This is a genomic window from Cellulosimicrobium sp. E-16, from assembly GCF_049913115.1.
GTDB lineage: Bacteria > Actinomycetota > Actinomycetes > Actinomycetales > Cellulomonadaceae > Cellulosimicrobium.
Genome location: NZ_CP183974.1, coordinates 35,187 through 47,816, shown reverse-complemented (window position 1 = coordinate 47,816; position 12,630 = coordinate 35,187). Strand labels below are relative to the sequence as shown.

The 12,630-nt window shown below is 71.5% G+C and carries 10 protein-coding genes; 4 read left to right on the top strand and 6 right to left on the bottom strand.

Translation table 11 applies throughout. The features are described from left to right. Nucleotides 1-10: 10 nt before the first annotated feature. Both ACN9MS_RS00215 and ACN9MS_RS00210 read right to left on the bottom strand, forming a co-directional pair. On the bottom strand, nucleotides 11-1,387 hold the full coding sequence (locus ACN9MS_RS00215; RefSeq protein WP_426310182.1) for a permease prefix domain 1-containing protein: 1,377 nt from the start codon (nucleotides 1,385-1,387) through the stop codon (nucleotides 11-13). Continuing rightward, nucleotides 1,387-1,761 carry a PadR family transcriptional regulator gene (locus ACN9MS_RS00210; RefSeq protein WP_426310181.1) on the bottom strand — a complete coding sequence of 125 codons (375 nt, stop codon included), beginning with the start codon at nucleotides 1,759-1,761 and terminating at the stop codon, nucleotides 1,387-1,389. The genes ACN9MS_RS00215 and ACN9MS_RS00210 overlap by 1 nt, the downstream gene beginning before the upstream one ends. Before the next feature lie 151 nt (nucleotides 1,762-1,912). Between ACN9MS_RS00210 and ACN9MS_RS00205 the strand changes: the two genes are divergently transcribed. Together ACN9MS_RS00205 and ACN9MS_RS00200 are read left to right on the top strand one after the other, a co-directional pair. Continuing rightward, on the top strand, nucleotides 1,913-3,196 hold the full coding sequence (locus ACN9MS_RS00205) for a glycosyltransferase (protein WP_426310180.1): 1,284 nt from the start codon (nucleotides 1,913-1,915) through the stop codon (nucleotides 3,194-3,196). Between the two features lie 4 nt (nucleotides 3,197-3,200). After that, a complete protein-coding gene (locus ACN9MS_RS00200; RefSeq protein ID WP_426310179.1) occupies nucleotides 3,201-3,650 on the top strand; it encodes a DUF6389 family protein in 450 nt (149 codons plus the stop codon). Between the two features lie 90 nt (nucleotides 3,651-3,740). On the opposite strand, the gene ACN9MS_RS00195 is transcribed toward ACN9MS_RS00200, so the two are convergent. Continuing rightward, the gene (locus ACN9MS_RS00195) at nucleotides 3,741-4,142 is read right to left on the bottom strand and encodes a RidA family protein (RefSeq protein ID WP_426310178.1); all 402 of its coding nucleotides are present in this window, start codon (nucleotides 4,140-4,142) and stop codon (nucleotides 3,741-3,743) included. Between the two features lie 128 nt (nucleotides 4,143-4,270). Here ACN9MS_RS00195 and ACN9MS_RS00190 point away from each other — a divergent pair, with 128 nt between their 5' ends. Beyond that, a complete protein-coding gene (locus ACN9MS_RS00190) occupies nucleotides 4,271-5,374 on the top strand; it encodes a helix-turn-helix transcriptional regulator (protein WP_426310177.1) in 1,104 nt (367 codons plus the stop codon). Here the strand turns inward: ACN9MS_RS00190 and ACN9MS_RS00185 are convergent. Together ACN9MS_RS00185 and ACN9MS_RS00180 are read right to left on the bottom strand one after the other, a co-directional pair. Beyond that, a complete protein-coding gene (locus tag ACN9MS_RS00185) occupies nucleotides 5,362-8,073 on the bottom strand; it encodes a pectate lyase family protein (protein ID WP_426310176.1) in 2,712 nt (903 codons plus the stop codon). The genes ACN9MS_RS00190 and ACN9MS_RS00185 overlap by 13 nt on opposite strands. 383 nt (nucleotides 8,074-8,456) lie before the next feature. Beyond that, nucleotides 8,457-9,428, bottom strand: a complete 972-nt coding sequence (locus tag ACN9MS_RS00180) for a helix-turn-helix transcriptional regulator (protein WP_426310175.1) — start codon at nucleotides 9,426-9,428, stop codon at nucleotides 8,457-8,459. Between the two features lie 62 nt (nucleotides 9,429-9,490). On the opposite strand from ACN9MS_RS00180, the gene ACN9MS_RS00175 reads away from it, so the two are divergent. Then, a complete protein-coding gene (locus tag ACN9MS_RS00175; protein WP_426310174.1) occupies nucleotides 9,491-10,603 on the top strand; it encodes an epoxide hydrolase family protein in 1,113 nt (370 codons plus the stop codon). A 238-nt stretch (nucleotides 10,604-10,841) separates the two neighbouring features. Here the strand turns inward: ACN9MS_RS00175 and ACN9MS_RS00170 are convergent, their stop codons facing one another. Further along, nucleotides 10,842-12,572 (bottom strand): RNA-binding domain-containing protein, encoded by a 1,731-nt coding sequence (locus ACN9MS_RS00170; RefSeq protein ID WP_426310173.1) that lies wholly within the window; start codon nucleotides 12,570-12,572, stop codon nucleotides 10,842-10,844. Nucleotides 12,573-12,630 lie beyond the last annotated feature (58 nt).

Genomic DNA, 12,630 nt, shown 5'->3' with positions numbered 1-12,630 from the left:
CCGCCGCCCCTCAGACGAACCCGAAGACCGGGGGGAACACGACGACGACGATCGCGGCCCACGCCGCGTACACCGGCAGGAACCGGGTCTGCCACGCGACGAGGTCGGCGAACGGGCGGCGCCCGCGCAGGAACGCCGTCGCGAGCACGGCGGACCACACGAGGTGGACGAGGAGGAGCAGGTTGAGCCCGAGCGCGGCGGCCTTGTTGGGGCTGACGCCGAACTCCGCGATGCGCGTGAGCATCGCGGTGAGCGCGACGGCGTCGACCGCGAGCGCCGCGACGACGAGGACGACCTGGAGCCCGTCGAAGAACGACCGGGGTGCGAGCGGGTCGCGCGCCGAGACGGAGTAGAGGAGCAGGCACAGGACGAGGACGAGGATCGCGTCCATGAGGATGAGCAGCTCGCGGTCGACGGCGGCGAGGTTCCCCGCGGTCGCGAGGACGACGAACACGGCGAGGAGCATGACGAGCGTCAGCGGCGTGAAGACGCGCGTGAGCACGGGCGCGATGTTCTCGACGACGTTCTGCTTGGCCTCGACGAGCCACGCGGCGACGATGAGCGCGGCCGGGACGCACAGCGGCAGGATCCAGTCCTCGAGGTACGGCTCGAGGTCGACGTCGGCGAGGGAGAAGACGCCGGCCGTGAGGCCGAGCAGGACGCCGCCGCCGAGCGCGAGCAGCGTGTAGTACACGGCGAGCTCGCCGGTGAAGCGCGCGAAGTCCATGCGACGCGCGTCCGAGCGCCAGCGGCCCCCGACGTACGCGAGCCCGACGACGGCCCACAGCGTCACCGGCGCAGCGAGCGCCGCGAGCACGAGCGTCGAGCCCGTGGGCTCGAACGGGTACACGTTGAGGACGACCCCCAGCACCACGAACGGCACGGCGAGCGCCCCGACGACGCGCGCCGTGACCTGCCGCTTCCACGCGAGGTAGGCCGTGAGGAACGGCAGCACGAGGAGCCCGACGTTGAGGCCGACGGTCTCCGGGTCGAGGACGGCGGTCGCGACCTTGACCGTGATCCCCGTGGCCACGGCGAGCGCGAGGACGACCGCGAGCTCGCGCCACGAGCGCGTGCGGCCCGGCTGCTCGCCGACGAGGACGAGCTGCTTCCACAGCCGCTCGGAGTGCTCCTGCGCGAACTCGCGCGACAGGTCGTCGAGCGTGCCCATGCGCTTCACCGCGACGAGGAACGCCTCGTCGTCGTCGAGCCCTGTCGCGCGCAGGTCCTCGACCCGCTCGCGCAGGTGGTCCTCCATCTCGTCGACGTCCGCCGCGGAGATGGCCTCGCGGCGGCGGACGTACCCGCGCCACTGGTCGATCTGGGCCTCGAGCGCGGCGTGCGGCCCCGGGCTTGCCCCGTCGGTCGGCGCGGTCGCGGCGCCCATCAGGCCCACCCCTCCGCGACGCGCGGCGGGGTCGGCACCCCGCCCTGGGCCGTGCGCCAGACCTGGTGGAGCGCGTGCGCGACGACGTCCCACTGCGCCTGGCGCTCGACGAGCGCCTCGCGACCGGCCGCCGTGATCGCGTAGTGCTTGCGGCGCCGCCCGACGTCGGACGTGCCCCACGACGCCTCGACGAGCCCGAGCCGCTCCAGCCGGTGCAGCAGGGGGTACAGCATGCCGTCGGTCCACTGCATGCGGCCGCCCGAGAGTTCGTCGACGCGCTTGAGGATCGCGTAGCCGTACGACTCGCCGTCGGCGAGGATCCCGAGCACGAGCGGGGTGGCCGACGCGGCCACGAGGTCCTTGTCGATACGCATGGCACTCCTATGCCTAGTTGTTCTAGGGATACTGACCCTAGCAGATCTAGGGTTGGCGGGGCCGCCGTGCGGTCTAGCGTGGTTCCTGCCGACGCCGTCGTGACGTCCCGGCCGGTGCGTGCCTCGCGCCGGCCTCGACAGGGGAGGGCCCATGCCTCGCACGTACCTCTTCGCCCTGACCGACGGCGGTGGGACGGTCCCGCCCGAGGTGGGGGCCGTGCGTCGGCTCGTGGGGCGCGGGCACCGGGTCCGCGTGCTGGCCGAGGACTCGATGGCGCCAGAGGTCCGCGCCACGGGCGCGACTCTCGTCCCGTGGGCCACCGCGCCGAACCGGCCCGACCGCGACCCGGCGCACGACCCCCTCCAGGACTGGGCCGCACCGAGCCTCCTGGCGCAGGCGCGCGACATGGGCGACCACCTGATCGCCGGTCCGGCACCGGACTACGCGCGGGACGTCCTCGCGGCGGTCGAGGACGAGCGGCCCGACCTCGTCGTCACGTCCGTCTTCGCGTTCGGCGCGATGGTCGCAGCGCAGTCGCGCGGGATCCCGTTCGACGTCCTGATCCCCAACGTCTACGCCCTGCCCACGCCCGGCCGCACGCCGTTCGGCGCAGGGCTGAAGCCCGCGCGCGGTCCGCTCGGCCGGCTGCGCGACCGCGCGATCACCGGCCTCTCGACGCGCGTGTTCGACCGCTACACGCGCGACCGGCTCAACGCCCTGCGCGCCGACCTGGGCCTCGACCCGCTCGCGCGCTCGTGGGAGCAGATGAGCGCCGCGCGGCGCCAGCTCGTCATGACGAGCCCCGCGTTCGACCTCCCCGGCCCGCTCCCGGCGAACGCCCGGTACGTGGGGCCCGTGCTCGACGACCCGGCGTGGGCGGACGACATCCCGTGGGCCGCCCCGCCGGGCGACGACCCGCTCGTCCTCGTCGCGCTGTCGTCCACGTTCCAGGACCAGGCCGCGCTCCTGCGGCGGATCGTCGCGGCGCTCGCGACGCTGCCCGTGCGCGGGGTCGTCACGACCGGGCAGGGCCTCGCGCCCGACGCCGTGCCGGGCGCGGCGAACGTCGCCGTGGTCGCCTCCGCTCCCCACCACGAGGTGCTGCGCGACGCCGCGCTCGTCGTCACGCACGGCGGGCACGGCACGCTCCTCAAGGCGTTCGCGGCGGGCTGCCCCGTCGTCGTCCTGCCGCACGGGCGCGACCAGGGCGACAACGCCGTGCGCGTCACGCTGCGCGGCGCGGGCGTCGCGCTCTCGCGGAAGGCCTCCGCCGAGCGGCTCGCGCGCGCCGTCCGGCAGGTCCTCGACGACCCCGCGTACACGCGCCGGGCCGCCGCGCTCGGCGACGCGGTCCGGCGCGACGCCGAGCACAGCACGCTCGTCGCCGAGCTCGAGGACCTCGGCTCCCAGGGCTCCGCACCGCCGCTACGGTGACCCGATGGACGCCGAGACCCACGCCCGCCGCCTGCGCGCCCACCTCGACGCCGCGACGCCGGACGCCGTGCGTCGCCTGCGCGCCGTCGTCGACGCGCTGCCCGCCGCCTCCGAGGAGGTCGTCGTGACGGTGTTCCCCGACCAGGACGGCGAGGGCACGCTCGACGTCGTCGTCTCGCTCGACGGTCCCGACGCGTTCGTCCTCGACCGCGCCGTCGAGCCGTTCCGCACGCTCTTCGCGGTCGTGCACGGCGCCGACGGCCCGGTCCCCGCCGTGCCGCTCGTCGCCCCTGGACGCGCGGTCTACGACGCGCGCGACCTCGTCGTCGACACGGCCGCCGCGTGGGTCGTCGAGGTGTGGGACACCGCGGCGCGGGGACGCTCGCGCGTCCCCGGCCGCGTGGAGGGGCACGACGGGTACGGCACCGGCGTCCCGCTCGCGCTGGAGCCTTGACCCGACGGCCCTGTCCCTCGGCCTGGGCGAAGCGCGTGAGAGCGCCCGCTCGAGGCGCTGGACGACGGGAGGGGCCGGCGCCGCGCTCGGTCAGGCGACGGCGGTCGCCTCCAGCTCGACGAGCTGTCCGGGGACCGCCAGGCGGGTCACCCCCAGCATCGTCGTCGCCGGAGCCACGCGCGCGGCCCCGAGCCGCGCGGCGAGCATCCCGTAGTGCTGGAGGAGCGCGTCGACGTCCGTCGTGTAGACGTTCAACCGGACGACGTCCGCGAGCGTCATGCGCGCCTCCGTCAGCACCGCCTCCAGGTTGTCCAGGCTCAGTGCCAGCTGCGCCGCGAGGTCGCCCTCGTGCTGGGGACGGCCGTCGGGGGACATCGCCGTCTGCCCGGAACAGAAGAGCGTCCGGGTGTGCCCGGAGACCAGCTCTGCCTGGTTGAACCCCAGCTCCTGCGACCACGTCACGGGGTTGATCGCCGTTCGTTCCGCTGCCATGCCGACTCCGTCCGACTCGTCCTGCCCGGGCGCGCGTCGACCCTCGTGGCCGACGTCCCGCACGCCCGTCTTCGAGCCTCGCGGGGAATGACGACACCCTCTGTCATGTATCCCGGTACGTTTCTGTGGTGCGCGCCGACCGGCTGGTCTCCCTGGTGCTGCTGCTCCGGCAGCGGGGCCGGTTGTCCGCGACCGCCCTGGCGCGCGAGCTCGAGGTGTCGACCCGGACGGTCCTGCGGGACGTCGAGGCGCTCTCCGCCGCAGGCGTGCCGATCTACGCCGAGCGCGGCCGGCATGGAGGCTTCGCGCTCCTGCCCGGCTTTCGCACGGAGCTCACTGGCCTCAATCCGGACGAGGCGCTCGCCGTGCTCGCCGCCACGTCGGGGCGGGGCGAGCAGGTGCTCGGCCTCGGGCCCGCGCTCGCGTCGGCCGTCCGCAAGGTCGTCGACGCGCTTCCCGACGCTCACCGTGACGCGGCCGTCGACGCGGCCCGGCGGATCCTCGTCGAGCCGGAGATCGACCTGCTCGCTCGCCGGCAGGCCGCCGAGGAGGTCCCCGTGGCAGTCCTGCGCGAGGTCCGGCGCGCCGTGCTCCGCGGGCGGAAGCTCCGGATCCGCTACGCCGCCGTCGGCCGGACGCCGACCGCGCGCGAGGTCGACCCGGTGGGCATGGTCACCGCCCGCGGCACGGGATACCTGCTCGCCACGGCCGGCGGGGCGGACCGCACCTACCGCCTCTCCCGGATCCTTGCTGCCGAGGCGCTCGCCGAACCGGCGGACCGTCCCGACGTCGTCGACCTCGAGCAGCTCTGGCGCGAGCGCAGCGCCCGGTTCCGGGCGGGTGACGGCCAGGTCGTCGCGCGCGTCCGGCTCGCGCCGGACCGACGGGAAGTGCTCGTGGGCACCGCGGTCTCCGTCCACGCCGAGTCCGTCGCCGACGACGGCCTGATGGTGCTCGACGTGAGCTTCCAGGACCTCCGGCACGCCGTCTGGGCCGTGTGGCAGCTCGGGCCGGACGCCGAGGTGCTGGACCCAGCACCGCTGCGCGACCTGCTGCGGGACCGCGCCGTCGCGACCGCGCGACGCTACGGGGCACCGGACGACGCCCCGGCAGAAGGACGGCCCCGCCGCGGACGGCGCGGCGGGGCCGTCGTCGAGCCCGGGCGGGACCAAGTGGTCCCGCCCGGGGTCGTGCACGGGTCTCCCGGAGGAGGGTCGGGCTACCCGGCGTAGGTCTCGAGCTCGGCGACGCGGGGAGTCCCCGAGGCGCCGGTGATCTCGAGGTTGATCTTCTTGAGCGACGTCGCGGTGAACGTGATGGTCCCCGCACCGCTCCCTGACTTGAGGACGGCGCCCGTGTCGTTGTTCACGAGGCGCCACGCCCCGATGCTGCCGCCGCCGGCGGCCTCCTTGACGACGACCCGGCCCACGGTCGTCGCGGTGCCCCACTTGACGGAGATGGTCCCCGTCGAGCCGCTGGGCGACCACCAGGTCGCGGTGCTGCCGTCGATCGCGTTGCCGTAGCTCGTCCCGCTGCCCTTGCTCGAGCCGTCCGCGCCGGCGCCGATGCTGAGGTTGGTGCCCGACGGCGGGCCGGTCGGGTCCGTCGGGTCCGTCGGGTCCGTGGGGTCGGTCGGGTCGGTCGGGTTCGTCGGCTCGCCGCCGAAGGTGACCCGGAGCGAGCCGTCCGCCGCGAACGACCAGCCGAGCTCGCCGTCGTACGCGGAGCAGGCCGACCCGTTCGAGCCGGACCAGAACGAGTTGCCGCCCGCGTCCGTGCCGACCGTCTTGTCGTTCGCCCCGGAGTCGCAGGACACGTTGCCGCTGAAGCGGTGGGTCCCGGCGTCGAAGCTGAAGTTGCGCTCCTCGTTGCCGACCGCGACGTTGCCGCTGACCGTGATCGAGCCTGGGTTCGAGTTGTACGTGAACCCGTGCTTGCCGTTGTCCACGGCGAACGAGTTGCGCACGACGTGGTCGACCTTGATGTCCTCGCCGCCGAGCTTGTACCCGTTGCGGTCGCCCGCCCCGGCCTGGCCGCCGTCGGAGAGCGTGCCGTTCTCGTAGGCGAGCGAGCTCTCGATCGTCACGGGCCCGATGGGCCCGGTGTCGGACTTCGTGTACAGGTCCCAGCCGTCGTCGATGTTGTTGTGCGCCACGGTGTTCCGGAACACGTTCCCCGAGCCGGACGTGAGCTTGGCGGCGAAGCCGTCCGCGTCCTCGCCGTCCGAGTCCGCGTTGTCGTGCGACTCGCTGCTGAGGATGAGGTTGTTCGACGGCCACTCGCTCGCCGGGGCGCCCGCCACGAGACGGGACAGCTGCAGGCCGGTGTCGTGGTTGTAGCGGGTCACGACGCGCTCGATGACGTTGTTGCTGCCGCCGAGCAGGATGCCGTTGTCGCCCGCGTGCTCGACCACGATGCCGTAGACGTGCCACCAGTCGCCGCCGATCGCGAGACCGCGGTTCGCCGAGCTCTCGGCCTGCGCCGAGAAGTTCAGCACCGGCCGCTCCCCGGGGTACGCGGACAGCAGGGTGCGGTCGCCCGACGTGCCGTCGTTGCCAGGCTCGATCGTCACGGTCGACGACAGGTTGTACGTGCCACCGCGCAGGAAGATCTCGCCGCCCGAGGCGACGCGCTCGATCGCGACGGGGAGCGTCGTCGGCGCCGACAGCGTGCCGGCCGCGCTCGCGCTGCCGTTCGGCGCGACGTAGATCGTCTCGGCTCCCGGCTCCGGCGGGTCCGTCGGGTCCGTCGGGTCGACGGGACCCGGGTCCGTCGGGTCGGTCGGGTCCGTCGGGTCGGTGGGGTCGGGGTCCGGCGTCTGCGGCGTGCACGAGCCGTCCGAGACCTTGAGGCCCTTGTTCGCGCCCGCGGTCTGGTTCACGAGGTTCGGCACGCAGCTCGCGCCGTCGAGCGTGTAGGAGTACGGGATGCTGACCGACGTCGTGGAGGTCAGGTTCGGACCGGCCGGTTGGATGTCACCGCTCGGGCTGGACCACGTGACGTTGTCGAGGACGTTCCCGGCGACCTGCCAGGTGCCCTTCTGGTCCGTGTAGAACGTGCCGAGGACGTCCTTGGAGTCCTCGAAGTAGTTGTTCTCGACCTTCGCCTTCGCCCCGGCCCGCGAGTTGATCCCGGACTCGTTGAGCTGCACGTAGTGGTTGTTGTAGATGTGGGCGATGCCGCCGCGCAGCAGCGGCGTGCGCGAGTCGAGGTTCTCGTACTTGTTGTGGTGGAACGTCACGAACCCGTTGGACGTGTCGCTCTCGCTCGAGCCGATGAGGCCGCCGCGGCCGGAGTTGCGCAAGATGCTGTAGGACAGCGTCACGTACTGGACGCCCGCCTTCATGTCGAAGAGGCCGTCGTAGCCCTCGGACTCCCCGCCCGACGCCTCGAGCGTCACGTGGTCCACCCACACGTTGCGGACGCCGCTCTCCATGCCGATCGCGTCGCCGCCGTTCGAGGTGGGCGAGCCGGACTTCTTGACGTTCTTCACGGTGACGTTCTGGATGATGATGTTGCTGGCCTCACGGATGTGGATGCCCAGCTGGTCGAACGTCGCGCCGTTGCCGACGCCGACGATCGTCACGTTGCTGATCTGCTTGAGCTCGATCACGCCGGCCGCCGTGTTGCAGCTGTCGCCCGAGACCTTGGCCGTGTTGCCGTGGTTGATGGTGCCCTCGACCTCGATGACGATCGGGGTGTCGTCGCTGGCCCTGTTGCACAGGGCCGCGTGGATCTGGGTGCCGGTCGTGGCGCGGACGGTCTGGCCGCCGGCGCCACCGGTCGTCCCACCGTTCTGGGTCGCGTAGCCGGTCGGGCTGCCGGCCACGGCCGCGCTCGCGGTCGTGGTCAGGGCGGTCACGCCCATCGTGGCCGCCAGGGCCGTCGCGGCGGTGGCCGCGAGCAGTCGTCGTGCGACGGGTCGTCTCATCGTGGTGCCTCACCTTTCGTCATCGAACTGGGGGCAGTGCGTGGTGACTCACGGCTCCAGGTCCGCGTTCGCATCGGTCGACGCGACGACCTCGTCCTGGTGCGCGGGTGCTGGGTCGTGCGCCCTGCGCGGCGACCGACGACGACGTCGGGCAGCCCGCCTCGGAAGAGCTCGTCGAGGCGCTCGGATGGGGTCGAGATCTGGGTAACCGGTTTCCCGATCGTAGGATACCGGTTTCCCATTGCGCAAGCCCGAAATACTTGACCAGTACTTGACCAGTACTTGACCTCCGTCGTGCTGGGGGCGGGGGAGCGCTCCATGCCCTGGCGTGAGGAGATCGGGTCACGTGGGGTGGTTGCCGCGTCGACTGGTTGGTCCGGCACTCACCGGTCGGGGGTGGGTGGGGTCGAGCGCGCATAGCGCGCGGTCAGGCGGCGGAGGTGCGCGACGAGCTCCGGCGGGCCGGTGACCTCGAAGTCCGCGTCGAGCAGCCCCAGGTACGTGCCGAGCGTCTCCACGGTGTCGGCTCCGGTGTCCAGCACGCACGTGCGCTCGTCGACACGTTCGACGACGCCCACCGCCGGGCTGATCCGTTCGGCCACCACCGCCGCGGGGGAGTGCACGGTGACCCGCGCACGGTATCGCCAGGCGGCGGCCGAGACCCGGCTCGACACGTACGCCGCGACGTCGTCGGGCAGCTCGCGCGGGGCGAACCGCGGGCCGGTAGGGATGCGCGGCGCGATCCGGTCGACGCGGAAGGTCCGCCAGTCGTCCCGGTCCAGGTCCCACGCGAAGAGGTACCAGCGGCGGCCCCAGCTCACCAGCCGGTACGGCTCGACGGCGCGCACGGTGGCCGCGCCGGAGTGGTCCGCGTAGTCGAACCGGAGCCGCTCGCGGTCGCGACAGACGGCGGCGAGCGCCGTCAGGACCTCCGTGTCGACGGTCGGCCCCGTGTCGTCGCGGGGCACGGGCACCGTATAGGCCTGCAGCGTGCTGACCCGGCGGCGCAGCCGGGAGGGCAGCACCTGCTCCAGCTTGGCCAGCGCCCGGAGCGACGCCTCCTCGATCCCCGCGATGGCGCCGCCCGTCGCCGTACGGAGCCCGACGGTGATCGCGACCGCCTCGTCGTCGTCGAGCAGCAGAGGCGGCAGGTCCGCACCGGCGCCGAGACGGTACCCGCCCACGTTCCCGCGAGTGGCCGTGACCGGATAGCCGAGGTCGCGCAGGCGCTGGACGTCGGTGCGCACGGTCCGTCCGCTCACCCCCAGCCGCTCGGCCAGCTCGGCACCTGCCCACTCGCGCGGGAGCTGCAGGAGAGAGAGCAGGCGCAGGAGCCGCGCAGAGGTTTCCAGCATGGCCCAAGATTCGCACGTCATGAGGAAGCCACTCTTCCTAATAAGCGGCCAGGGTGGGCTCTATGGACATCACCGAGTACCGCATCGACATCCCCCAGGCCGACCTCGACGACCTCGACCAGCGCCTCTCCCGCGTGCGCTGGACCAACGAGCTTCCCGACGGCGGCGCCGACTACGGCGTCTCGCTCGAGTACCTGCAGGGCCTCGTCCGGCGCTGGCGCGAGGAGTACGACTGGCGCGCCTGGGAGGCGCGGCTCAACCGGTACCCGCAGTTCACCACGACCATCGACGGGCAGAACGTGCACTTCATGCACGTCCGCTCCCCCGAGCCGGGTGCGACTCCCCTGCTGCTGACGCACGGCTGGCCGACGACGGTCGTCGAGTACCTGGACGTGATCGACCGCCTGAGCGACCCGCGGGCCCACGGCGGCGACCCGGCCGACGCGTTCCACCTCGTGATCCCCTCGGTGCCCGGCTTCGGCTTCTCAGGCCACACCACCGACCGGGGCTGGAGCCGATACCGGATCGCGAAGGCGTGGGCCGAGCTGATGCACCGCCTCGGGTACGAGCGGTACGGCGCGCACGGCAACGACGGCGGCTCCCTCATCTCGCCGGAGGTCGGACGCTGCGACCCCGAGCACGTGATCGGGGTGCACGTCACCCAGGTCTTCTCGTTCCCGTCCGGCGATCCGGCCGAGCTGGAGAACCTGTCGCCGGAGGACCAGAAGAACGTCGAGTTCCTGGGGTGGTGGCTGGAGAACGGGGGTGCGTACGACAAGCTGCAGTCGACCGCCCCGCAGACGCTGTCGCACGCTCTCGCGGACTCGCCGGTCGGACAGCTCGGCTGGAACGCGCAGCTGCTCGGCCCGAACCTCGACCCCGACTACGTGCTCACGAACACGATGATCTACTGGCTCACCAACACGTCTGCGTCGTCCGCGCGCCTCTACTACGAGGACTTCCACGCCACGGACAAGCCGACAGAGCCGACCACCGTGCCGCTGGGGCTGGCCAACTTCGCCTGGGACTTCCACTCGATCCGCGCGTTCGCCGAGCGGGACCACAAGAACATCGTGTCGTGGAACGTCTACGACACCGGTTCCCACTTCGCGGCGCACGACGCGCCCGACCTGCTGGTCGACGACATCCGCGGGTTCTTCCGCAGCCTGCGCTGAAAGCGTCGAGCCGGTCGTCGACCTCGGAAACGACGAAAGTCCCGGCCGAGCTGAACTCGACCGGGACTTTCCGTCATGTGGGATCCCGACCACCCGGGAAACCCCTCACGTCACGTGGGTGGTTCCGGAAAGTCGCTCACCAGGCGGAATCCCACGCTCCGTCGCGGCTCACGCACACCCCGATGCGGCGTCCAAGCACACCCTCGCCCCTACCGTGAGTTCCGACGGTGATGGCGGATCAGGGCCGGCGTGGCCCGCGCCCCTGATGTTGCTCAGCGGGGAGCCACCTGATCGAAGGTCCGCGCTGGGGACCATCTGGATCCTTCACCACAACGTTGGCCGACCGAAGCTCGTTCAGGATCTGAGTTGCCTGCTGAACATCGAGGTCGAACATGTTCCGGATCGTCTTGTTCGTGATCCAGCCGTACTCCTTGAGATGCGCCTCAACTCGAGGGCGAGCGGAATCGGCACGGGTGCGATGCTTCACGGCGGTTCCAAGGGCGGTGGCGACAGATGGCCGGAGTCGCCACCGCACACCGCGACGAGCGTCTCCGTCTCGCTCGACCAAGGCCTCGTCACCTGCACCGAGGGCGTCAAGTCGGTCCTTCGCCTCGCCTTCGGTCACCTGAAGCAGTTGCGCACCGTCCGCCAGCGTGAGCGTCGACCGCTCGCACAGGTGCACCAGGGTGAGCATGGCATCCACGTTCTCTCGAAGTGCACGCGGCAGCGTTGCGACATAGCCGGCGAAAGCTCGGTTCGGAGCGCCGCTCGTGAAATAAACCTCCACCGAGAACTCATCCGCCCGAATGCCCGGCACCTGCTGACCGACTCGAACCTGTTCCCGGAACATGCGGTCAATCCCTCGAGACGCACGCTCAGCGAGCCCGAGCTGCTGCATGGCTGACATCAACGTGGTGTTGCGGGGTGTCGAGACCGTGCTGAGCAAGCGGTCTTCCGTCACACCGAATGGGAGCCCACCAGGCGACCAGATGCGCAGTGCGTTCGGCGAGTGGTCGATCACGACCCGCTCTGGCCGGGAGTAGTCCCTGTGGACAAGCGCGTTGGTCACCGCCTCGTCGACGGCAATCGGTGAGAAATCGGGGAGGGCGACCTCCTGCCCACCGGCGAGGGCGATGTGGGCAACCTCTGGGTCGATGGTCGAACGGATCGAATCGAGGGCGTGCGGCAGGAGCTGAACTAGCGGCTCCCTGAGCCGCCGCACCGATGGCTCGGCCCCAGCCGCAGGACGGCCAAGAATATCCAGCACATCCTGTTCGGGCGTGCAGAGCAGGATCTCTCCGGCGAGCAAGAGACGACCCTCTCGATCAACCAGGTTCAGTGCACGCAGGAGACTTGCATCGTCGAGATCCGCCATCTGGCTACGCAGGTCCACCAGCCGGCCCAGAAGACGCCGCGCCTCGCTGATCGCGGCCGGTGACACGTCTTCCGGGGCGCGGTCCGAGGGTCGCGCTGTCAGGTCCGGGTTCCTTCGCTGGTGCGCCAAAGCTCGACGCGCGTCCTCCGTCAGGGGTGCGCATGATGTACCTGACCGTCCCAGCGCCTTGCCCTTGCTGTCGGTGATCAGGTCCAGCCCTTCCGGGACCGTGATCACCAGGATCCGGGTGCCGTGGAACTCAATCTCATCGATGGGGACCGTGAGCTGGGGCCTGGTGTTGCCGTAGATCCGGTTGCGCAGGAACCCCATGTCCGCTTGCGTGCCGTAGAACGCACCGGGTCCGGGAGTCCGGTCGTCGATGCCAAGGACGATGCGCCCTCCGCGCCCGTTGGCGAAGCAGACCACGGTGTCCACGAGCTCCTCGATCAGACGCGCCTGTGGGTTGCCAGGCGCCCCGCGACCCGTCACCGTGTGTGGATCACGCTTGAAATCGAGCGCCTCGGTCTCGAGCGAGTCCGCGGTGGCACCCGCGTGAATCTGCTGCAACGCGTCGCCCAGCAGGTCAAGTTTCATACAGAGTTTCTAGCACGCTTGCCGCCACTCCCGACATAGAAACTCTGAGAAACTCGGG

Bases quoted from the DNA above. Each gene is read 5' to 3' on its own strand.
- ACN9MS_RS00215 (WP_426310182.1), bottom strand. From the start codon at position 1,387: ATGGGCGCCGCGACCGCGCCGACCGACGGGGCAAGCCCGGGGCCGCAC.
- ACN9MS_RS00210 (WP_426310181.1), bottom strand. From the start codon at position 1,761: ATGCGTATCGACAAGGACCTCGTGGCCGCGTCGGCCACCCCGCTCGTG.
- ACN9MS_RS00205 (WP_426310180.1), top strand. From the start codon at position 1,913: ATGCCTCGCACGTACCTCTTCGCCCTGACCGACGGCGGTGGGACGGTC.
- ACN9MS_RS00200 (WP_426310179.1), top strand. From the start codon at position 3,201: ATGGACGCCGAGACCCACGCCCGCCGCCTGCGCGCCCACCTCGACGCC.
- ACN9MS_RS00195 (WP_426310178.1), bottom strand. From the start codon at position 4,142: ATGGCAGCGGAACGAACGGCGATCAACCCCGTGACGTGGTCGCAGGAG.
- ACN9MS_RS00185 (WP_426310176.1), bottom strand. From the start codon at position 8,073: ATGAGACGACCCGTCGCACGACGACTGCTCGCGGCCACCGCCGCGACG.
- ACN9MS_RS00180 (WP_426310175.1), bottom strand. From the start codon at position 9,428: ATGCTGGAAACCTCTGCGCGGCTCCTGCGCCTGCTCTCTCTCCTGCAG.
- ACN9MS_RS00175 (WP_426310174.1), top strand. From the start codon at position 9,491: ATGGACATCACCGAGTACCGCATCGACATCCCCCAGGCCGACCTCGAC.
- ACN9MS_RS00170 (WP_426310173.1), bottom strand. From the start codon at position 12,572: ATGAAACTTGACCTGCTGGGCGACGCGTTGCAGCAGATTCACGCGGGT.